Consider the following 22537-nt stretch of genomic DNA (forward strand, 5'->3'; position numbering starts at 1 on the left):
CTATATTATTGTAGGGGGTATTATTATTATTATTATTATTATTATTTTCTATCTTTTGTTAGTTACCATGTATTTGGCAATCATCACTTGATTTCAATAAAATTTTATCATCGTATGTGTATAGAAATAATATCTATAGGCATTTAAAATAGTTTATAATATTAACAGGATAAGTATTAAATGTATGTTGAAGGAGGTGCGTAGCTTTGGATAATAGAAATATGATTAATCGTGTTTTTAGTCAAAAGATATTACATCAAATTGCAATCAAAAATAAAAGTGATGTTGTTGATGAGGCATATGATTTTTATATTCAGGGACCTAAAAATATCAATGTAATACAGAAGATGAAATCTTTATATAATTATCTTAAAAAGTCTTATCGTAACGAATATTTTTACAAAAACACAATGCTTAATAAACTCCTTTTAGGACGACATTCTGTTAATACAACTACTGCACTTTCTGAGATGCCCATAGGGAAAAGTATTGCTGATTTTATATTGTTAAACGGCAAAGGCGTTGTCTATGAGATTAAAACAGAATTAGATAAGCTGGATAGATTAGATAATCAAATTAATGATTATTATGAAGTATTTAATTATGTAGTAGTCATTACAAATGACAAACATTTGAATAAAGTTATGGCTAGATACAAAGATACAACAGTCGGAATTTTAGTATTAACATCTAGAAATACACTGAGTGAAGTTCAAAAACCAAAAGAAAACAATAGCCTCTTAAACTCAAAAGCGATGTATAACTTTTTACGAAAAGAAGAAAGAAAAAGAGTTATTGCACAGAATCACATGGATGTGCCAAGTTATAACGATTTCACAGAGTATGATGTGTTTTATGACGTGTTTAAAGAAATACCAATGACGGAATTGCATAACGATATGATATCTGAGTTGAAAAAAAGAGACAACATGAAAGAATACAAAGATGCATTTTTAGCAGCGCCGGCTGAAATTAAGTTCTTGTTATATTTCGCAAAAATGACAAAGAAAGATAAAAATAAACTATATCATTTTCTTAAGGAGGATTAATATGTATTATCCTTATTTGCGTGGGAAACAAAATGAACTATTTGCAATTAAAGAATTGCTAGAAAAAGGTTTGATTGGTAATTGTATTCAACCTATAATTGAACCAATTAAATATACAACCACGTTTAAAAATGTTTTGAAATATTGTGGTGAAAAAGAATTTCGTATAAATTTAGTAGTAAATTCGAAGTTAACTGAAGAAGAGATTAGTAACGAAACTGTTGAAGACTTAAGCGAAATAATAACAGAAAACAAAAGTATTATTCAAAAAGCTTATTTAGGTCCCTCTGATGAAGGTAATGAAAAGTTGAAGCAACAATTTTCAAATAGTAGTTTAGCTATTTTAAAGAGTGTAGATGACTGGGAAATGTTTGAAGATAAAAATGAACTTGAAATGGTTTTTGTTCCAGATGATAGACACATTAAACGTAAATTACGTAATATTCGAAACAAAGGGCTCATTACGGACCCTTTTAATAAACTGAGTCGAAATGTTGATTATTTGGATAATGATGACGAGTTTTATAGTGATGATCACCTTTATTATGAAGAAGATGGATACAAGGCATTTTCAGACTATTCTGTTATAGGCGGAGAATATATAGACGGTGGCTTTTCACCATTAGCTATTGCGATACATATCGTCTATTTTGATGAGGCTAATGAGTTAAGAGTTAAACATTTTGTCTCTGATTCTAATAACGATAGATTAAATCCAGCTAAAAAGTTTTTTGAGGCTGTAGATAAATTAGTAACTTGGTCTAAAAACTTAGATAATAAAAATAGATCTTATGCGATCGGACAATTTGAAGAACTAAATAAAAATAATAAGTATCCAGGCTTAGGGTTAATTAAAAGGTTATCAATCATGCATCATCTAGAAATTATGAATAGATACTTGGAGCCTTAAAATGAAAATATGTGAAAAATGTTTTAATAATACTGAAATCGTAGAAATCATTGTAAATGATAATAGCAAATTTGACAATTGTGATATTGATAACGATCATCTTGGTGTTAAAATATTTGATACGACTCGAGACATAGATAAATTAGAGCAGATTAGAGATTATTTAAGACCAGCGTTAGAATTATATGATATTAGTATAAATTTACCAGATACTTTTAGCCAAAAAGAAGGTAAAAAAATTGAAACAGCATTAAAAGATGATTGGAGTATATTTAATGTTGAAGAAGATAAAATAAGTTGTATTTTAAATGAACTTTTTAAAGATGATGAAAATATAGATAGACGGGTATTGGAAGGTTTAGTAGGCGCTAAAATCATTAAAGATAAAAAATATACAAATGAAAATCTAATTGTAGCAAATAATGACTGGGATGGATTTTGTGAGAGCTTGAAGTATAAAAATAGATTTCATAATAATATGATCAATTTAGAGAATTTAGCGTTCTTTCTTGATATCACTACTAATTACTATAGTATTGAGGAATTTAGAGAAAGATTTGAACCATTATATAGATCTAGGGTAGTTAAGTTCATTACAGAGAAAAGTGAATTGATGGCACCACCAAAGGAACTAGCAACGGCAGGAAGATTGAATTCTAAATGGATAAGCGTGTTATACCTTAGTACAAAAGAACAGGTCAGTATAGAAGAAGTTAAGCCTAAGCATAATGATATTGTTTATATAAGTAAGATTAAGTTACAAAAAAACATTACAAAAGAGAAGTTGAAAATAGCGAATTTAACTAATTTAACTAGTAATGCAATAAAAGCTGGTGATGATGGTTTTAGAAAGTATTTTGTAAATTACCAAACATTAAAAAAGATTCATGAAGGAATTACAAATCCAAGCGATGAACAAGGAATAGATTATTTACCATTTCAATATTTAGCTGATTATATTCGAAGTCTTAAATATGATGGGATAATGTACGAGAGTATATTGCAAGATGGTACTTTTAACTTTGTGTTTTTTAATCAAAATTTATTTGAATGTGATAAATATGAAAGAAAAAGAGTAAGTGACGTTATATACAAACTGGCTAAATTAAGATGATATACTTAAAAATCTAAATATTATAACAAATTACAAATATCCCCCCGTACTTCACATAGTGGGGGGATTTATTATGCGTTAAAATGCCCAAAGTATGGGTGTGACTCTTAAATCATGGCAAAGCACCTAAAATTTGATATGGTGCCGAGCCCTAACTTAGCACAATATAGTTAGTATGACAAAGTCATCTAACATAACACATCAGAAGTTGCCCGATTTATTCCAGACCATACAGTGATAAAGTTACACAACGCATGACTTTTATTTAGCAATAACTGCTACTTCTGAAATAAGTTGCTTCGCATAGTTTGATTGCGGATGTTTGATAATATCTTCTGTGTTATTTAGTTCAACGATTTCGCCATTTTTCATAACTGCAACTCGATCACATATTTCATTGATAACACCCATGTCATGTGTGATGAATAAATAAGTGATGCCGAAGTCTAACTGTAATTGTTTTAATAACTCGATGATATCTTTTTGAATTGAAACGTCTAAAGCTGACACTGCCTCGTCGCAAACAATCACTTTAGGTTCTACAGCAAGCGCTCTTGCAATACTTACACGCTGGCGTTGCCCACCAGATAATTCGTGTGGATAGCGATATAAGAAACTTTGATCTAGGCCAACTTTTTCTAACAACGATACGACAGTTTTAATAATGTCATCATTATCTTTGACCTTCCCATGAATGATTAGTGGTCGTTTAATCACATCAATCACTTTAAATCTTGGATTAATAGATGCGAATGGATCTTGGAAAATCATTTGTATCTCTTCTCGTAAAGATTTCAATTCATCATCTTTAAATAAACTTAATGGTAATTCGTTATACCAAATGAAGCCTTTTGACACTTCTTTTAGACCGACGACCGTCTTAGCTAATGTCGATTTCCCTGACCCTGATTCACCGACAATGCCTAATGTTTCGCCTTTTCTAATAGCCAAGTTAATATCATTAACTGCTCGGTATAGGCTGCCACTTAGTGACTTGTAATCCACGCTCACGCGATCGAATTTTAATAAAATATCATTGTTTAACGGTCTTGGCGGACGCGTTTGATGAATATCAGGAATCGCATCTATTAAGCGTTTCGTATAGGTATGTTGTGGCGATTTAAAAATACTTTCAACCGTGCCACTTTCAACGACACTTCCATCTTTCATTACAATCACATCGTCGCAAAATTGATACACAGCACCTAAATCGTGTGTGATAAAAATAATAGATGTTTCTGTATACTCATAAAGTGATTTCATCAACTGAAGTAATTGATTTTGTGTACTGGCATCTAATGCCGTTGTTGGTTCATCTGCGATTAAAATTTGTGGCTTTAAAATCAATGCCATTGCTATCATGACACGTTGACGCATACCACCAGAAAGTTCATGTGGATAAGCATCAAATTGTCGTGTTGCATGTTTTATACCTACTTTTTCTAAAATATCAATGGTCATCGACTTTGCTTCAGATTTAGATACACGTTTATGTTGAAATAGTACTTCTGTAATTTGTTTGCCAATCGTTAATCTTGGATTCAACGAAGAGAGTGGATCTTGAAAAATCATTGAAATATCCTTACCTCGAATTTGTTGTAACGCTGAAGTTGATAAATTAGTTAACGATTGCCCATTAAAAATAATTTCTCCTGTTAACGTGTGATCTGGATAATCTGGTAGTAGCCCTAAAATAGATTTAGCGGTAATACTTTTACCTGATCCTGATTCACCAACAATACCTAGGATATGTTTTTTTCGTAATTCGAAAGAGACGTTTTTTACCGCTTGAACTGTAGTTTCATCATAATTGAATTGTACATTCAGACTGTTGACTTCTAATAAATTTGACATGATGTTGTGCCTCCCTATTCACAAATGTGTAAATTTATTCTATACTTTTGTATATCATAGTAATCTACTCAAGATTATTTTACAAGGAGTGATTATCATAATTACTTATTTAGAATCTTTTAAGTCGTTGTATCACAAGGCATTTTACAAGTTTGTATTATCGGTATTAAGCTTGCCAATATTTTTATATGCAGTGATAAAGTTTTTCTTTTCTGCTAAGAGAAAAAATTTTTACGCCAATAATTCTGAAATTTCAGAAATTGAACAGGCGTTACATCAAAAATATAAATATTTATCGCAGCAAAAGTCATCCACACAAATACATAAAGAAGCATTAAAAATATTCAAGGCACAAAGTTCTAATACGAATTCAAAGAATATTGAACATGCACATTTTTCAACATACTTTGAAAATGTATTATTTCATAAGTTCATTATTATCAAAGTGATATTGGCCTTGCCGATGTTCATCTTATTGACTATTTATATACAGCCATTAGTTAGATATATTTTTGAGCGAATTGTCATGGCTGTGATTGTCATCATTGGTGTTATTGTCAGTGTGTTTACCATTCTGTATTTTTCACCGCTTGATGCGGCTTATAGCATACTGGGACAAAATGCAACAAGGGCACAAATACATCAATTCAATGTATTACATCATCTTAACGAACCTTATTTTATTCAATTGTGGGATACCATCAAGGGTGTTTTTACCTTTGACTTAGGTACGACTTACAAAGGGAATGAGGTTGTGACTAAGGCAGTTGGCGAAAGAATTCCAATTACAATAATTATCGCAGTATTAGCGCTAATTGTGGCATTAATTATTGCAATACCAATTGGTATTATCAGTGCGATGAAGCGAAATAGTTGGCTTGATATCACGTTAATGATAATTGCATTAATTGGTTTATCTATTCCAAGTTTCTGGCAAGGGTTATTATTCATTTTAGCTTTCTCATTGAAATTGGATATTTTGCCACCATCTTATATGCCAGAACATCCAATATCGTTGATTTTACCTGTACTTGTCATTGGAACAAGTATTGCTGCTTCTATCACGCGTATGACAAGGTCTTCTGTACTTGAAGTAATGCGCAGCGATTATGTTTTAACTGCTTATGCAAAAGGATTATCGACGACACAAGTAGTTATTAAACATATTTTGAAAAATGCCATTATTCCAATTGTAACGCTAGTTGGTCTTCTAGTGGCAGAGTTACTAGGCGGTTCAGCAGTGACGGAACAAGTATTTAACATTAATGGTATCGGTCGTTATATCGTCCAAAAACAACTTATACCTGATATCCCAGCAGTCATGGGTGGGGTCGTATATATATCAATTGTAATATCTTTAGCAAACTTAATTATTGATATATTTTATGCTTTAATCGATCCAAAATTACGTAGTGAAATTAACGAAAGGAAGTGAGGCATATGGTAAAACTTACAACAAAGATAGCTTCCTTAAAACTATTCGCAAGTTATGCTATTGCAACTTATATTTTAGTTATATTAACGAGTGCATTAAATCTTTTTAAAGGTTATGTGGCCGATACGTTCTATATTGCTGAAACATTGCTAATCGTTTTAACCATCATTTTAATTATCATCTTAACAACGGAACAAACATGGAAGCATCATGACCTATGGCGACGTATCGTCGAAGTGTTGTTATTGTTGATGACATTAACAGGCAACGTATTTACATTATTAATGTTTGTAAGTATTAGACGTTACCAACGCACATCGGAAATACATAGTTATAACGGTTGGGAATCGTTTATACGAAAAACTACTAGACATCGTATTGCGATTATCGGGTTACTTATTTTAGTCTACATGTTGACATTATCAATTGTGTCACAATTTACATTTGATACGACATTGGCTACTAAAAATCAGTTCAATGCACTGTTACATGGACCGAGTCTAGCATATCCGTTTGGCACTGATGATTTCGGTAGAGACTTATTTACACGCGTTGTTGTCGGAACGAAGCTGACATTTTCAATTTCAATTGTTTCGGTAGTTATTGCAGTTATTTTTGGTGTGTTACTAGGTACAGTAGCGGGTTACTTTAACCATATTGATAATTTAGTTATGCGAATTTTAGATGTAGTGTTTGCAATTCCATCATTATTGTTGGCAGTAGCAATTATCGCATCATTTGGAGCAAGTATTCCAAATTTAATTATTGCTTTAAGTATCGGTAATATACCATCATTTGCACGAACGATGCGGGCAAGTGTTTTAGAAATTAAGCGCATGGAATATGTAGATGCAGCACGTATTACAGGAGAAAATACTTGGAATATTATATGGCGTTATATTTTGCCGAATGCGATTGCGCCTATGATTGTACGTTTTTCATTAAATATAGGTGTGGTTGTATTAACAACAAGTAGTTTAAGTTTCTTAGGACTTGGTGTTGCACCTGATGTAGCTGAGTGGGGTAACATTTTGCGTACCGGTAGTAATTACTTGGAAACGCACAGTAATTTAGCTATTGTACCTGGTGTTTGTATTATGTTCGTCGTTTTAGCATTTAATTTTATAGGTGATGCAGTGCGTGATGCACTAGATCCAAGAATTCAATAAAAAGGTAGGGATAGATGTGAAGAAAATCATTAGTATCGCAATTATAGTGTTAGCGTTGGTATTAAGTGGTTGTGGTGTCCCTACGAAATCAGAAGTGGCTCAAAAGTCATCGAAAGTTGAAGTGAAAGGCGAGCGACCAACAATACATTTCCTAGGACAAGCAAGCTATGAAAATGATATGAATATCGTTAAAGATCAATTGGAAAATGCAGGATTTAACGTGAAGATGAATATCCAACCAGATTATGGTAGCTATCGTACACAACGTCAAGCCGGCAATTATGATCTCCAAATCGATGACTGGATGACAGTATTTGGTGACCCAAACTATGCTATGACGGCATTATTTAGTTCTACAGGATCAAATAGTTTATTGAAAGATAAACATGTAGACCAGTTGTTAAATAAAGCTTCTACGCAAAATGAAGCAGATGTTAAACAAACATATAAGCAAATTGAAGATGAAGTTGTCTTTGATAAAGGGTATATGGCGCCTTTATATGGCTCAAAAAAGAATTTAGTATATGACAATAAAGTGTTAGATAAAAATAGCGTTGGATTGCCAAATTCACGTGCATTAATATGGCAACAATTTGATTACAACAATAGTAGAGAACGAGATACGCGTCCACTTGTGATGACACAACAAGATGGTGAAATTCCTACATTGGATCCAATACGTTCAATTGCACCGTCAGTATATTCAATTAATATGAATATGTACACAAGGTTATTATTATTAGATGAAAACGACCACTTAACAACGAAAGGTTCGTTAAGTCGTGATTATGCTGTGAATAAGGACAATAAAGCATTTTATTTCTTGTTAAGAGATGATGATTATTTTGCGAAAGTGGTCAATGGACAAGCACGTAATACTGGAGAGCGTGTATCGGCTGAAGATGTTAAGTTTTCTTTAGATAGAGCACGTGATAAAAAGTCTGTGCCTAACAATAATACGTACAATATGCACAAACATATAAATGACATCAAGATATTAAAAGATGAGGACATCGATCAGTTGCGTAAAGAGAAAGATAAAGATGATAAATCTATTTATGATAAGTTGATAAAAGCTTATAACGTCAAATCATTAACGACAGATGGTCAAAAAGTAAATAACAAAAATGGTATTTATCAAATTGTTAAAATTACGACCGACCAATCGATGCCTCGAGAAGTGAATTATTTAACACATTCTTCGGCAGGTATTTTATCTAAAAAATTTGTTAATCAAGTAAATCAAGAATATCCAAAAGGATATGGGGACAGCAGTACAATTCCTGCTACTTCAGATGGAAAAAATGCGCTTTATGCAAGTGGCGCATACATTATGACACAGAAAAATGCATATCAAGCAGCGTTTCAACGTAATCCAGGATTCAACGAAACAGAAAAAGGTAGTTATGGACCAGCTAGAATTAAAAATATTACATTGAAGTTTAATGGTGACTCGAATAATGCATTGTCAGAACTAAGAAATCATTCAATTGATATGTTGGCAGATGTGAATCAAAAACATTTTGATTTAATTAAGTCAGATAAAAATTTAAGCATTATACGTAAAAATGGACGCAAGTCAGTCTTTTTAATGCTAAATATTAAAAAAGGTATATTTAAGACACATCCAAACTTGAGACAAGCAGTAGTTAATGCGATAGATCAGGATCAATTTATTAAGTTTTATCGTGGTGACAAATTTAAAATTGCATCACCGATTACACCGCTTGTCGATACTGGTAACGAGCAACGTCAAGATTTAGAAAAAGTAGAGAAAGCCATCAATCAATAATGTTTTAAATATTTAACAGAAAGTAGGAGGATATAGTATGGTCATTAACTTAAATGACAAACAGAAAACAACGTCTAAAGAAGGGTTGATTTCTGTATCACATCCTCTTGCGGCTAAAATTGGTAAGGATGTATTAGACAAAGGTGGCAACGCCATGGATGCAGTGATTGCAATTCAACTGGCATTGAATGTGGTAGAACCATTTGCATCAGGTATTGGTGGTGGCGGGTACTTGCTATATTATGAGCAAAGTACTGGCAATATAACTGCGTTTGATGCGCGTGAGACAGCCCCAGCACATGTAGACAAACAATTTTATTTGGATGATTCGGGCGAGTATAAATCATTTTTTGATATGACTACACATGGTAAAACTGTTGCTGTGCCAGCAATTCCAAAGCTGTTTGATTATATTCACAAGCGTTATGCTAAATTGTCATTGGAAGATTTAATTAATCCTGCAATTGAACTAGCTGTGGATGGCCATTCTGCCAATTGGGCTACTGAAAAATATTCACGCCAGCAACACGCACGGTTGATAAAGTATCATGAAACGGCGAAAGTATTTACGAATGAAAATCAATATTGGCGTGAAGATGATTGGATTGTACAACCCGAAATAGGTAAGACACTTCAAATATTAAAAGAGCATGGATTTAATGCATTTTATAAAGGTGACATCGCGGAAAAGTTAGTAAACGTTGTCAAAAAATATGGTGGCACAATCACTTTAGAAGACTTAGCAAATTATGACATTCAGATTAAAGCGCCGATTAGTGCGACATTTAAAGACTATGATATTCATTCAATGGGGCCATCTAGTTCGGGTGGTATCACAGTAATTCAAATATTGAAGTTATTAGAACATGTCGACTTACCTTCAATGGGGCCGAGGTCTGTTGATTATTTGCACCATTTGATACAAGCTATGCATTTAGCGTATAGTGATCGTGCACAGTATTTGGCAGATGATAATTTTCATGATGTACCTGTAGAGCCATTAATTGATGACGACTATTTAAATACACGTAGCAAGCTTATTGATAGTAGAAAAGCAAATATCGATATAGAGCATGGTGTTGTATCTGATTGCATTAGTTATACAGATGTTGAAGAAAATCATACCGAAACAACGCATTTTTGTGTGATTGATAAAGAAGGTAATATCGCTTCATTCACGACGTCAATCGGTATGATTTATGGTTCAGGTATCACGATTCCAGGCTATGGTGTGTTATTGAATACGACAATGGATGGCTTTGATGTAGTAGATGGTGGTATTAACGAAATTGCACCATATAAACGACCTCTAAGTAATATGGCTCCAACGATTGTGACGCATCATGGTAATCCGATATTGACAGTAGGTGCACCTGGTGCCATAAGTATCATTGCTAGTGTTGCTCAAACATTAATCAATGTATTAGTGTTTGGTATGGATATTCAGCAGGCAATAGATGAACCTAGGATTTATAGTAGCCATCCTAATCGAATTGAATGGGAGCCTCAATTTTCACAATCCACAATATTAGCATTGATTGCACGTGGACATGTGATGGAAAATAAACCAGATGACTATATTGGAGATGTACATGGGCTACAGGTTGACTTGAATACACGTGAAGCTTCGGGAGGTGCTGATGATACGAGGGAAGGCACAGTGATGGGTGGCGATGTATTATCAATTAGAAAACAACCATTACCTAGTCCCGAAATATACGATAATGACACCCATCGTGTATATTTCAATGATGTGCAGTTACCATTATTAGCAGAACAAGTACGGTGGATGCACGACAAATTTTGGATTGAAGAAAGTGTTATAAGAATTATTTTCCCTGGAGTTAGTGCACATATTGAAGATTTGAGAAGTTATGATATCGACGGAGAAAGTTATATAGATATTACCTGGTTGGCACGGAAGAAAGGTTATCAAGTAACCTTTAAGGATGACAGTTTATACTTAAATGATGAAACGTATCATTCAGTAAAACGTAAAACAAATGCATACTATAGATACGATCGAGATAGTATCACAAGATAATTTATTTGCTAGATGTGCGATTGGTTTTTTGTTGAACGAAAGGATTCGATTTCGAACTATAGAGTGACGCTTGAGTATAGTAATGTTGAAGATGCTATAAGGAACGCTAGACGCCTTTGTAAAATATAAAACGCCCCACGAATTCGTTTTTGATGTACACCACAATAGTTAGTCTAAAATCTAACTTAATTTGATTTGGTACAATTAAATGAATGATGTGAGGCGTTTTTATAATGTGTGATTTTAGAATGTTAAATGCTAATAAATGATTTGGATATTTTTATAGTTACATCATAAATATTAATGTTCACTTATTTTATTATAAGTAAGGCTTTCTTTATAAATGATTTGGTCTTTTCCAGGACTTGAAAAATAAAAATAAAGTTTCTGATCTTGATGATTATTGCCTTTTAAATCACCCATTCCCTTTAATTCCACCTTTGTTGATGCATTTTTAGGAATATTATATCTACGTTTTAATTGTTTAACGTTTGGATTATCGTTCGACAACTTACCAGATAAATTATAATAATCAGTGGTAGGATCATGTGTGACTTTCAAATCATTGCTATTTAAAATGCTTGTTAAATCACCATTTTGAATCAAAAATTGATTGTTTTCGATTTTTTGTTTCAGCGAGGGATCTTTTACGTCTTTTGTGAAAACGATTTTATTATTAACTACTTTTACCGGATAACTTTTGTATGTCGAGTGAGTAGCATTTTTTCTATCGTTTGTTGTTGTGTCATAATCACCAGTTATTTTATGTGTGTTCTTATCTACCTTTAACAACATACGGTCTTCTTTTAAAAGCTCATCTGATTTAACAACTGAATAAGAGGATTCTATATACCATTTGTCTTGACCATTATTTTCGTAATGGGGATTATCGTGACCATCAATTTCATAAAGCGTTTCTAAGTTTTTAATAGGATATGTACTTAGTATTTTTTTAAGACCATCTTTCAAATGAATTTGTTCCCACTTCATTGCCAAAAACATACCGCCACTGATTACAATTGAAATAATAATAATTGCTGCTAAGTTTACCCAGAAAATTTTATGTGATTTCATATATTCACACCTTCTCTAAAAATACTTCATTAACACTATAATAATATATTCAAAAAATATTTACATCAGTATTAAAGTTAATATAAAATTTTAAATTTGTGAAAATAATAGGTATTTATAAAAAGTAGAAAAGGTTTGTAAGAAAAACAAAAAACACTGTATGACGTTTGATTAGTCACACAGTATAGATAAAAATTAAAATGTTGTTGCTAATTTTTCAGCATTATTAATACTAGTTGCCTTAATTTCTTCAGTTTTATGCGGTTCGGCATTGTGCCCTTCGATAATAATTGTTTCATATGATGGCACACCTAAGAAGGTCATGATTGTTCTCAAATAACGGTCGCCCATTTCAAAATTAGCAGCGGGGCCTTCTGTATAATATCCACCACGTGATTGAATGTGTAATACTTTTTTATCAGTTAACAAACCTTGTGGTCCTTCAGCAGAGTATTTAAAAGTTTTACCTGCAATTGAAATAGCATCAATATATGCTTTAACTACAGGTGGGAAAGAAAGGTTCCACATAGGCGTTACAAATACATATTTATCTGCGCTTAGAAATTCTTCTAAAATGTCACTCAATATTGAAACTTTCATTTGTTCATCATCTGTTAATGTCTCGCCATTGCTCATTTTTCCCCAACCAGTTAATACATCTTTGTCAATAACTGGAATATAAGTTTCGAATAAATCAATATGTTTCACTTCATCATCAGGATGTTGTTGTTGGTAAGTTTCAATAAACGCTTTACCAGCAGCCATAGAATTTGATACTAATTCATTAAAGGGATGTGCAGTAATATATAATACTTTCGCCATATAAAAATTCTCCTCTGATTCTGTTATTTTCTTAAGTATAATTATTATACTCAATATAAAATTTAATATCAATCAAAATATTCAAATTACCATCATCTTCTTCATCTATATTTAGCAGTACTACCAAAGTATGAGTGCAATTAATTATGAAATAATTGATTTAGAATATATACTTAATACCCAAAATATATGAAGGATGGATGCCACTATGACAAAGCGACCAAAACGTATTTTGGCAACAATTATCATTTTTCTTTCACTATTATTTACGATTATTTATATAGAGGACATTCAAAAATGGTTTAATCAATATACTAATAAATTAACGCAAGATAATAAAGGACAAGGATACTCAAAATGGGAAGACTTTTTTAGAGGGAGTCGGGTAACTGAGACTTTTGGTAAATATCAACATTCACCATTTGAAGGTAAGCATTATGGTATTGATTTTGCATTGCCAAAAGGTACACCAATTAAAGCGCCAACGAATGGTAAAGTGACACGTATTTTCAACAATGAACTAGGTGGCAAGGTATTACAGATTGCTGAAGACAATGGAGAATATCACCAGTGGTATCTACACTTAGACAAATATAATGTCAAAGTAGGTGATCGAGTCAAAGCAGGTGATATTATTGCATATTCAGGCAATACTGGTAAACAAACGACTGGTGCACATTTACATTTTCAAAGAATGAAAGGTGGCGTAGGTAATGAATATGCAGAAGATCCTCAACCGTTTATTGATCAGTTACCTGATGGGAAACGTAGCCTATATGATTTGTAGTTATAGAAGAGTGCCCGCAGTTTAAAAAATTAAGCAATCATTGTGTGAGTATGATACTTACATAATGGTTGCTTTTTTCAATGAAAATCGAAATGCCAAGTCATACTTGTTTGATTTAGATATTACTTAAAATGTAAGACAAGGTTGTTAGCATTGGCAGTGAAATATCGCACGTAAAAAATCATTATTGTCACACTAAAAATAGTTGTGCCCTATATCAATTTTCTGTATAAAAGTTTAATTCTGACAGTAATGTAAACGTTTACAATTTATGATTGACATTAATAATGAGTGACTATATGATTTATGTAAGTATTTGTGCAAACGTTTTCACGAAGTGTATTGCACAATCAAACTGTAAACAAAGTATGGGAGGCATAACATGGCAGAACTAAAGTTAGAGCATATTAAAAAGACGTATGACAACAACAATACTGTAGTGAAAGATTTTAATTTACATATTACTGACAAAGAATTCATTGTATTTGTTGGACCATCGGGATGTGGTAAATCAACAACATTACGAATGGTTGCTGGACTAGAGTCTATCACATCTGGAGATTTTTATATTGATGGGGAACGCATGAACGATGTTGAACCAAAGAATAGAGATATTGCGATGGTATTTCAAAACTATGCATTATATCCACATATGACTGTTTTTGAAAATATGGCATTTGGGCTAAAGCTACGTAAAGTAAATAAAAAAGAGATTGAACAAAAAGTTAATGAAGCAGCTGAAATATTAGGATTAACTGAGTATCTTGGGCGTAAACCAAAAGCGTTATCTGGTGGACAGCGTCAACGTGTTGCTTTAGGTAGAGCTATTGTAAGAGATGCGAAAGTATTTCTAATGGATGAACCTTTATCAAATTTAGATGCGAAGTTACGAGTACAGATGCGTACAGAAATTTTGAAATTACATAAGCGACTTAATACTACAACGATTTATGTTACACATGACCAGACTGAAGCGTTGACAATGGCTAGTCGAATTGTTGTTTTAAAAGATGGCGACATTATGCAAGTTGGCACACCTAGAGAAATATATGATGCCCCTAATTGCATATTTGTGGCGCAATTTATCGGCTCACCAGCAATGAATATGTTGAATGCTACAGTTGAAATGGACGGATTGAAGGTAGGAACACACCATTTTAAATTACATAATAAAAAATTTGAAAAGTTAAAAGCTGCTGGCTACTTAGATAAGGAAATCATTTTAGGGGTTAGAGCTGAAGACATTCATGAAGAACCAATATTTATTCAAACTTCTCCAGAGACACAATTTGAATCTGAAGTAGTTGTATCCGAACTGTTAGGTTCAGAAATTATGGTACATAGCACATTCCAAGGAATGGAATTGATTTCTAAATTAGATTCAAGAACACAAGTGATGGCGAACGACAAGATTACACTAGCATTTGATATGAATAAGTGTCACTTTTTTGATGAAAAAACAGGAAATCGAATTGTCTAAGGGGGAGTATTCATGTCTAAATTTTTAAAATGCATCACGTTAGTCGTTGCAATGTTATTAATCGTAACTGGATGTGGCCCTAATCGTTCGAAGGAAGATATAGATAAAGCCTTAAATAAAGATAATTCTAAAGACAAGCCGAATCAACTTACGATGTGGGTGGATGGCGACAAGCAGATGGCTTTTTATAAAAAAATTACTGATCAATACACTAAAAAAACTGGTATAAAAGTAAAACTTGTAAATGTTGGTCAGAATGATCAACTAGAGAATATTTCGCTAGATGCGCCTGCTGGGAAAGGACCAGATATCTTTTTCTTAGCACATGATAATACTGGAAGTGCCTATCTACAAGGCTTAGCTGCTGAAATCAAATTATCGAAAGATGAGTTGAAAGGTTTCAATAAGCAAGCACTAAAAGCGATGAATTATGACAATAAGCAACTAGCATTGCCAGCTATCGTTGAAACAACCGCACTTTTTTATAATAAAAAATTAGTGAAAAATGCACCGCAAACGTTAGAAGAAGTTGAAGCTAATGCTGCCAAACTAACTGATAGTAAAAAGAAACAATACGGTATGTTATTTGATGCTAAAAATTTCTATTTTAATTATCCGTTTTTATTCGGCAATGATGATTATATTTTCAAGAAAAATGGCAGTGAATATGATATTCATCGATTAGGACTGAATTCTAAACATGTAGTAAAGAATGCTGAACGATTACAAAAATGGTACGACAAAGGGTATCTTCCTAAGGCAGCAACTCATGATGTGATGATTGGTCTTTTTAAAGAAGGTAAAGTTGGACAATTTGTAACAGGACCATGGAACATTAATGAGTATCAAGAGACATTTGGTAAAGATCTTGGTGTGACAACATTGCCTACTGATGGTGGCAAACAGATGAAGCCGTTTCTTGGTGTACGTGGTTGGTATTTATCTGAATACAGTAAACATAAGTATTGGGCAAAAGACTTAATGTTGTATATCACTAGTAAAGATACATTACAAAAATATACAGATGAAATGAGCGAAATTACTGGGCGTGTTGACGTGAAATCATCTAATCCGAATTTGAAAGTGTTTGAAAAACAAGCACGTCATGCTGAACCGATGCCTAATATTCCAGAAATGAGACAAGTTTGGGAACCGATGGGCAATGCCAGTACATTTATCTCGAATGGTAAGAATCCTAAAGAAGCTTTAGACGAAGCGACGAATGATATTACGCAAAATATTAAGATTCTACATCCATCACAAAATGATAAGAAAGGAGATTAGTTATAGTGAAACGTAACCCTAAATTAGCTGCATTATTATCTGTCATACCTGGATTGGGCCAGTTTTATAACAAAAGACCTATTAAAGGCATGATATTCTTTATCTTTTTCATCAGTTTTATTTCTGTATTTTATAGCTTTTTAAATATTGGTTTTTGGGGATTATTCACATTAGGAACTGTACCTAAGTTAGACGATTCTCGTGTATTACTAGCTCAAGGTATCATTTCTTTATTGCTTGTTGCTTTCGCCATAATGTTATATATCATTAACATATTAGATGCATATCGCAATGCTCAACGCTTTAATCGTAATGAAGAAATAAAAGATCCTAAAGCACGTATGGTTGCAACTTGGGACAAGACTTTCCCATACTTACTCATCTCACCGGGTACATTCTTATTGATATTTGTAGTTGTATTTCCGCTGATATTTATGTTTGGTGTGGCATTTACGAACTACAATTTATACAATGCACCTCCTAGGCACACATTAGAGTGGGTTGGTTTAGATAATTTCAAAACATTATTCACAATTGGTGTTTGGCGCAAAACATTTTTTAGTGTTATTACTTGGACATTAGTTTGGACACTTGTTGCAACAACACTTCAAATTGCATTAGGCCTATTTTTGGCAATTATTGTCAATCATCCTGTTGTTAAAGGAAAGAAATTTATTCGTACGGTGCTAATTTTACCTTGGGCTGTACCATCATTTGTAACAATATTAATTTTTGTAGCATTATTTAACGATGAATTCGGTGCTATAAATAATAATATTTTACAACCATTATTAGGCGTGGCACCAGCGTGGCTAAGTGATCCATTTTGGACAAAAATTGCTTTAATTGGTATCCAAGTATGGCTAGGTTTTCCATTTGTCTTTGCACTATTCACAGGTGTATTACAAAGTATTTCATCAGATTGGTACGAAGCAGCAGATATGGATGGTGCGTCTAGTTGGCAAAAGTTTAGAAACATCACATTCCCGCATGTCATTTATGCCACAGCGCCATTGTTAATTATGCAATATGCAGGTAATTTCAATAATTTTAATCTTATTTATCTATTTAATAAAGGTGGTCCACCAGTGTCAGGGCAGAATGCGGGTAGTACGGACATCTTAATATCTTGGGTATACAATCTGACATTTGAGTTTAATAACTTTAATATGGGCGCAGTTGTGTCATTAATTATTGGTTTTATTGTGGCTATTGTGGCATTTATTCAATTCAGACGTACTAGTACTTTTAAAGATGAGGGAGGATTATAAGATGGCAAAGAAGAAGCGTATTATAAAAGCAATCGGGATTTATAGTTTTATAGCTATGATGTTTGTCATCATATTGTATCCATTATTGTGGACGTTCGGTATTTCCCTTAATCCAGGTACGAATTTATATGGTGCTAAGATGATACCGAATGATGCGACATTTAAAAATTATGCATTTTTATTATTTGATGAAAGTAGTCAATATTTAACTTGGTATAAAAATACACTTATCGTAGCATCAGCAAATGCATTATTTAGTGTGATATTTGTTACGTTAACAGCATATGCCTTTTCAAGATATCGCTTTGTAGGGCGCAAATATGGATTAATTACATTTTTGATTTTACAAATGTTCCCTGTATTGATGGCAATGGTCGCAATCTACATTTTATTAAATACAATCGGATTATTAGATTCATTATTTGGATTAACACTTGTATATATTGGTGGTTCGATACCGATGAATGCATTTTTAGTGAAGGGTTACTTCGATACCATTCCTAAAGAACTTGATGAATCTGCCAAAATTGATGGAGCAGGACATATGCGTATTTTCTTACAAATCATGTTGCCATTAGCTAAACCGATTCTAGCAGTTGTTGCTTTATTCAATTTTATGGGACCATTTATGGATTTTATATTACCTAAAATTTTATTGAGAAGCCCTGAAAAATTCACTTTAGCAGTTGGACTTTTCAACTTTATTAATGATAAATATGCAAATAATTTCACAGTGTTTGCGGCAGGGGCTATTATGATTGCAGTTCCTATAGCAATTGTATTCTTGTTCTTGCAACGCTATTTAGTATCAGGTTTAACAACAGGTGCGACAAAAGGTTAGTTTGAAAATGGGAGTAGGACAGAAATGATAAAGAAGCACTAATGATTTATTGTGTAGTGGTTCTTACACATTAGTCACAGCTAATATGTACCTAAAAATAGGAATACATGAGTAAAACTCATGTATAAGAAATACTAATTTCTAAAGAAAAAGTATTTCTTTATGTTGGGGCCCCGCCCCCTCGGCAAGGTTGACTAGAATTGAAAAAAGCTTGTTACAAGCGCATTTTCGTTCAGTCAACTACTGCCAATATAACATTGTATAGCCTAGAACGTTGATTTATGTCTGAGACTCGACATAATCACTAATGATGATAATGATTTAAAGGAGGACGAAATGATGACGATTAAAGTTGGAATTATTGGATGTGGTGGTATTGCAAATGGCAAACACATGCCTAGTTTGCGAAAAGTTGAAAATGTTGAAATGGTCGCATTTTGTGATGTAGATATTTCGAAAGCGGAGTGTGCGGCAGAAGTATATGGCACGAAAGATGCACAAGTTTATGATGACTATCAAGAGTTGTTAAAAGATAAAGCGATTGATGTTATCCACGTATGTACACCGAATGATTCACATTGTGATATTACTGTAGCGGGATTATATGCTGGTAAACATGTGATGTGTGAAAAACCAATGGCTAAAACGACAGCAGAAGCACAAAAAATGATAGATGCAGCTCAAGAAACAGGTAAGAAGTTAACAATAGGTTATCAAAATCGCTTCAGACCAGATAGTCAATTTTTATATAAATCAGCGCAACGTGGCGACTTAGGTGACATTTATTTCGGAAAGGCACATGCCATTCGTCGACGTGCTGTGCCAACATGGGGTGTATTCTTAAATGAGGAAGCACAAGGTGGTGGCCCTTTAATTGACATCGGGACGCATGCATTAGATTTAACATTATGGATGATGAATAATTATGAACCAGAATCAGTGATGGGGTCAATATTTCATAAATTAAATCAACAACATAATGCTGCAAATGCATGGGGATCATGGAATCCAGATGAATTTACTGTTGAAGATTCTGCATTTGGTTTCATTAAAATGAAAAATGGTGCAACCATTATTTTAGAATCTGCATGGGCAATTAATTCTTTGGAAGTTGATGAAGCAAAATGTTCGTTATCTGGAACAAAAGCGGGAGCTGATATGAAAGACGGTTTGCGTATTCATGGAGAAGATATGGGGACACTTTATACTAAACATGTTGAATTAGAAAACAAAGGTGTCGACTTTTATGAAGGTAATGAAGTGGACGAAGCTGAAGAAGAAGCGAAAGCATGGATAAATGCAATTGTGAATGATACAGAACCAGTTGTGAAAGCTGAACAAGCAATGATAGTAACTAAAATACTTGAAGCAATTTATCAATCTGCAAAATCAGGCAAAGCCGTTTACTTTGATTAACATCTTTTATTAAGGAGGAACATCATGACTAAACTAAACGTTGGTGTGATAGGTGTTGGCGGCATTGCACAAGACCGTCATATTCCAGCATTACTGAAACTAAAAGATAAAGTTTCACTAGTAGCAGTGCAAGATATTAACACCGTGCAAATGATTGAAGTTGCCAAACGTTTTAATATTCCGCATGCAGTTGAAACGCCAAGAGAATTGTTTAAACTCGTTGATGCGGTTATCATATGCACACCTAACAAATTCCATGCTGATCTTTCAATAGAAGCATTGAATCATGGTGTCCATGTAATGTGTGAAAAACCAATGGCAATGACGACGGAAGAGTGTGATCGTATGATTGAAGCTGCTAACAGAAACCAAAAATTATTAACTGTTGCGTATCATTACCGACATACTGATGTCGCTATTACTGCTAAAAAAGCAATAAAATCAGGTGTTGTTGGCAAGCCCTTAGTTGCGCGTGTACAAGCGATGCGCAGACGTAAAGTTCCTGGATGGGGTGTTTTTACAAATAAAGCATTGCAAGGTGGCGGTAGCTTAATCGACTATGGATGTCATTTATTAGATTTATCCATATGGTTATTAGGCAAAGATATGTTGCCACAAAATGTTTTAGGCAAGACATATAATCAGTTAAGTAGACAACCGAATCAAATTAATGATTGGGGAACATTTGACCATGAAACATTTGATGTGGATGATCATGTCACAAGTTATATAACATTTTCAAATAGAGCGAGTATGCAGTTTGAGTGTTCTTGGTCTGCGAATATTAAAGAAGATAAGATGCACGTAAGTTTATCGGGTGAAAATGGTGGTATTAATTTATTTCCTTTTGAAATTTATGAACCTCGTTTTGGAACTATTGTTGAAAGTAGTGCTGATGTTGAACATAACGAAGAGATCGCTGGGGATAGACAGGCTCGAAACTTTGTTAATGCGTGTTTAGGATTAGAAGAAATCGTCGTGAAAGCGGAAGAGGCGCGAAATGTAAATGCCCTTATAGAAGCGATTTATCGTAGTGATTTAGATAATAAGAGCATACAACTTTAATGGTTGATATAAATGATGAAAAATTTTCAATATATAAATGAAGGAGTGCTTTTCAATGAAAATAGGTGTATTTTCAGTATTATTTTACGATAAAAACTTTGAAGAAATGTTGGACTATGTTGCAGAATCTGGATTAGATATGATTGAAGTCGGAACAGGTGGTAATCCAGGAGATAAATTCTGTAAGCTAGATGAATTATTAGAAGACGAAGGCAAGAGACAAGCATTTATGAAGTCAATCACAGACAGAGGGTTACAAATAAGTGGTTTCAGTTGTCATAACAACCCAATTTCGCCAGACCCTGAAGAAGCAAAAGAAGCGGATGAAACATTACGTAAAACAATTCGTTTAGCGAATCTTTTAAATGTACCTGTTGTTAATACGTTCTCTGGAATTGCTGGTTCAGATGATACAGCTAAAAAACCTAACTGGCCTGTGACACCTTGGCCTACTGCATACTCTGAAATATATGATTATCAGTGGAATGAAAAGTTGATACCATATTGGAAAGATTTAGCTGAATTTGCAAAAGAACAAGATGTTAAAATTGCCATAGAGTTACATGCAGGATTTTTAGTGCATACGCCATATACAATGTTGAAATTACGTGAAGCTACGAATGAATACATTGGTGCTAATTTAGATCCAAGTCATTTATGGTGGCAAGGAATTGATCCGATTGCAGCGATTCGTATATTAGGCCAAGCGAATGCAATTCATCACTTCCACGCTAAAGATACGTATATTAATCAAGAAAATGTAAATATGTATGGTCTAACGGATATGCAACCGTATGGCAATGTTGCGACAAGAGCATGGACATTCCGTACAGTTGGTTATGGACACAGTCCATATATATGGGCAGATATCATTAGCCAACTTATTATAAATGGATATGATTACGTATTAAGCATTGAACATGAAGATCCTATTATGTCAGTAGAAGAAGGTTTCCAAAAAGCTTGTCAAACTTTGAAATCTGTTAATATTTACGACAAGCCAGCAGATATGTGGTGGGCATAATCCAATACATTGGTAAGTGTGAGGGTTGTCTGAAGGAAGACTGATGCAGGGCTTAGGCAAATGCCAAAGATTTTCATACCTTACATCATTTCAGCATTAGATGGTC

The 22537-nt window shown here is 33.4% G+C and carries 18 protein-coding genes; 15 read left to right on the top strand and 3 right to left on the bottom strand.

The genetic code is table 11. The features are described 5' to 3' along the window. The first annotated feature begins 206 nt into the window (after window positions 1-206). From CD116_RS01095 to CD116_RS01105, 3 genes are read left to right on the top strand one after another with little or no spacing between them, the layout of a single operon-like run. Window positions 207-1049, top strand: coding sequence for a sce7726 family protein (locus tag CD116_RS01095; protein ID WP_047548892.1), 843 nt, complete (start codon window positions 207-209; stop codon window positions 1047-1049). 1 nt (window position 1050) lies between these two features. Beyond that, window positions 1051-1959, top strand: a complete 909-nt coding sequence (locus CD116_RS01100; RefSeq protein ID WP_047529145.1) for a sce7725 family protein — start codon at window positions 1051-1053, stop codon at window positions 1957-1959. A gap of 1 nt (window position 1960) precedes the next feature. Continuing rightward, entirely contained in the window at window positions 1961-3073 is a 1113-nt protein-coding gene (locus CD116_RS01105) for an RES family NAD+ phosphorylase (protein ID WP_047529146.1), read from the top strand. A gap of 261 nt (window positions 3074-3334) precedes the next feature. Here the strand turns inward: CD116_RS01105 and CD116_RS01110 are convergent, their stop codons facing one another. Next, window positions 3335-4927 (bottom strand): ABC transporter ATP-binding protein, encoded by a 1593-nt coding sequence (locus CD116_RS01110; RefSeq protein ID WP_047548888.1) that lies wholly within the window; start codon window positions 4925-4927, stop codon window positions 3335-3337. Between CD116_RS01110 and CD116_RS01115 the strand changes: the two genes are divergently transcribed. From CD116_RS01115 to ggt, 4 genes are read left to right on the top strand one after another with little or no spacing between them, the layout of a single operon-like run. After that, complete coding sequence (locus CD116_RS01115; RefSeq protein ID WP_078101676.1) at window positions 4884-6362, top strand: ABC transporter permease; 1479 nt, start codon at window positions 4884-4886, stop codon at window positions 6360-6362. The two genes, CD116_RS01110 and CD116_RS01115, sit on opposite strands and share 44 nt — an antisense overlap. Before the next feature lie 5 nt (window positions 6363-6367). Then, entirely contained in the window at window positions 6368-7531 is a 1164-nt protein-coding gene (locus CD116_RS01120) for an ABC transporter permease (RefSeq protein ID WP_047548885.1), read from the top strand. A gap of 16 nt (window positions 7532-7547) precedes the next feature. Then, window positions 7548-9323, top strand: coding sequence for an ABC transporter substrate-binding protein (locus CD116_RS01125; RefSeq protein WP_047548882.1), 1776 nt, complete (start codon window positions 7548-7550; stop codon window positions 9321-9323). A gap of 37 nt (window positions 9324-9360) precedes the next feature. After that, on the top strand, window positions 9361-11367 hold the full coding sequence (ggt, locus tag CD116_RS01130; RefSeq protein ID WP_047548879.1) for a gamma-glutamyltransferase: 2007 nt from the start codon (window positions 9361-9363) through the stop codon (window positions 11365-11367). 300 nt (window positions 11368-11667) lie between these two features. Here the strand turns inward: ggt and CD116_RS01135 are convergent, their stop codons facing one another. Next, window positions 11668-12441 carry a tandem-type lipoprotein gene (locus CD116_RS01135; RefSeq protein ID WP_047548875.1) on the bottom strand — a complete coding sequence of 258 codons (774 nt, stop codon included), beginning with the start codon at window positions 12439-12441 and terminating at the stop codon, window positions 11668-11670. 195 nt (window positions 12442-12636) lie between these two features. Beyond that, the gene (locus CD116_RS01140) at window positions 12637-13263 is read right to left on the bottom strand and encodes an FMN-dependent NADH-azoreductase (protein ID WP_047548872.1); all 627 of its coding nucleotides are present in this window, start codon (window positions 13261-13263) and stop codon (window positions 12637-12639) included. 208 nt (window positions 13264-13471) lie between these two features. On the opposite strand from CD116_RS01140, the gene CD116_RS01145 reads away from it, so the two are divergent. From CD116_RS01145 to CD116_RS01180, 8 genes are all read left to right on the top strand, one after another. Further along, window positions 13472-14050 (top strand): M23 family metallopeptidase, encoded by a 579-nt coding sequence (locus CD116_RS01145; RefSeq protein ID WP_047548869.1) that lies wholly within the window; start codon window positions 13472-13474, stop codon window positions 14048-14050. Window positions 14051-14432: 382 nt separating this feature from the next. Beyond that, window positions 14433-15530 (top strand): ABC transporter ATP-binding protein, encoded by a 1098-nt coding sequence (locus CD116_RS01150; protein ID WP_047548866.1) that lies wholly within the window; start codon window positions 14433-14435, stop codon window positions 15528-15530. Window positions 15531-15542: 12 nt separating this feature from the next. Beyond that, window positions 15543-16814: a maltodextrin ABC transporter substrate-binding protein gene (locus CD116_RS01155; protein WP_047529155.1), complete on the top strand. Its 1272-nt coding sequence runs from the start codon at window positions 15543-15545 to the stop codon at window positions 16812-16814. Window positions 16815-16816: 2 nt separating this feature from the next. Beyond that, window positions 16817-18085, top strand: a complete 1269-nt coding sequence (locus tag CD116_RS01160; protein WP_047424175.1) for a sugar ABC transporter permease — start codon at window positions 16817-16819, stop codon at window positions 18083-18085. A 1-nt stretch (window position 18086) separates the two neighbouring features. Next, window positions 18087-18926 carry a sugar ABC transporter permease gene (locus tag CD116_RS01165; RefSeq protein ID WP_047548863.1) on the top strand — a complete coding sequence of 280 codons (840 nt, stop codon included), beginning with the start codon at window positions 18087-18089 and terminating at the stop codon, window positions 18924-18926. Window positions 18927-19265: 339 nt separating this feature from the next. Further along, entirely contained in the window at window positions 19266-20342 is a 1077-nt protein-coding gene (locus CD116_RS01170; protein WP_047548860.1) for a Gfo/Idh/MocA family protein, read from the top strand. Window positions 20343-20366: 24 nt separating this feature from the next. After that, window positions 20367-21407 carry a Gfo/Idh/MocA family protein gene (locus tag CD116_RS01175; protein WP_047548857.1) on the top strand — a complete coding sequence of 347 codons (1041 nt, stop codon included), beginning with the start codon at window positions 20367-20369 and terminating at the stop codon, window positions 21405-21407. A 55-nt stretch (window positions 21408-21462) separates the two neighbouring features. Beyond that, a complete protein-coding gene (locus CD116_RS01180) occupies window positions 21463-22431 on the top strand; it encodes a sugar phosphate isomerase/epimerase family protein (protein WP_047529164.1) in 969 nt (322 codons plus the stop codon). Window positions 22432-22537: the final 106 nt, after the last annotated feature.

This window comes from Staphylococcus schweitzeri (assembly GCF_002902405.1).
Taxonomy (GTDB): Bacteria; Bacillota; Bacilli; order Staphylococcales; family Staphylococcaceae; genus Staphylococcus; species Staphylococcus schweitzeri.

What these genes read in the sequence shown, in the direction of transcription:
- CD116_RS01100 (WP_047529145.1), top strand. Translation starts at nt 1,051, where the DNA reads ATGTATTATCCTTATTTGCGTGGGAAACAAAATGAACTATTTGCAATT.
- CD116_RS01105 (WP_047529146.1), top strand. Translation starts at nt 1,961, where the DNA reads ATGAAAATATGTGAAAAATGTTTTAATAATACTGAAATCGTAGAAATC.
- CD116_RS01110 (WP_047548888.1), bottom strand. Translation starts at nt 4,927, where the DNA reads ATGTCAAATTTATTAGAAGTCAACAGTCTGAATGTACAATTCAATTAT.
- CD116_RS01120 (WP_047548885.1), top strand. Translation starts at nt 6,368, where the DNA reads ATGGTAAAACTTACAACAAAGATAGCTTCCTTAAAACTATTCGCAAGT.
- ggt (WP_047548879.1), top strand. Translation starts at nt 9,361, where the DNA reads ATGGTCATTAACTTAAATGACAAACAGAAAACAACGTCTAAAGAAGGG.
- CD116_RS01135 (WP_047548875.1), bottom strand. Translation starts at nt 12,441, where the DNA reads ATGAAATCACATAAAATTTTCTGGGTAAACTTAGCAGCAATTATTATT.
- CD116_RS01140 (WP_047548872.1), bottom strand. Translation starts at nt 13,263, where the DNA reads ATGGCGAAAGTATTATATATTACTGCACATCCCTTTAATGAATTAGTA.
- CD116_RS01145 (WP_047548869.1), top strand. Translation starts at nt 13,472, where the DNA reads ATGACAAAGCGACCAAAACGTATTTTGGCAACAATTATCATTTTTCTT.
- CD116_RS01150 (WP_047548866.1), top strand. Translation starts at nt 14,433, where the DNA reads ATGGCAGAACTAAAGTTAGAGCATATTAAAAAGACGTATGACAACAAC.
- CD116_RS01155 (WP_047529155.1), top strand. Translation starts at nt 15,543, where the DNA reads ATGTCTAAATTTTTAAAATGCATCACGTTAGTCGTTGCAATGTTATTA.
- CD116_RS01165 (WP_047548863.1), top strand. Translation starts at nt 18,087, where the DNA reads ATGGCAAAGAAGAAGCGTATTATAAAAGCAATCGGGATTTATAGTTTT.
- CD116_RS01170 (WP_047548860.1), top strand. Translation starts at nt 19,266, where the DNA reads ATGACGATTAAAGTTGGAATTATTGGATGTGGTGGTATTGCAAATGGC.
- CD116_RS01175 (WP_047548857.1), top strand. Translation starts at nt 20,367, where the DNA reads ATGACTAAACTAAACGTTGGTGTGATAGGTGTTGGCGGCATTGCACAA.
- CD116_RS01180 (WP_047529164.1), top strand. Translation starts at nt 21,463, where the DNA reads ATGAAAATAGGTGTATTTTCAGTATTATTTTACGATAAAAACTTTGAA.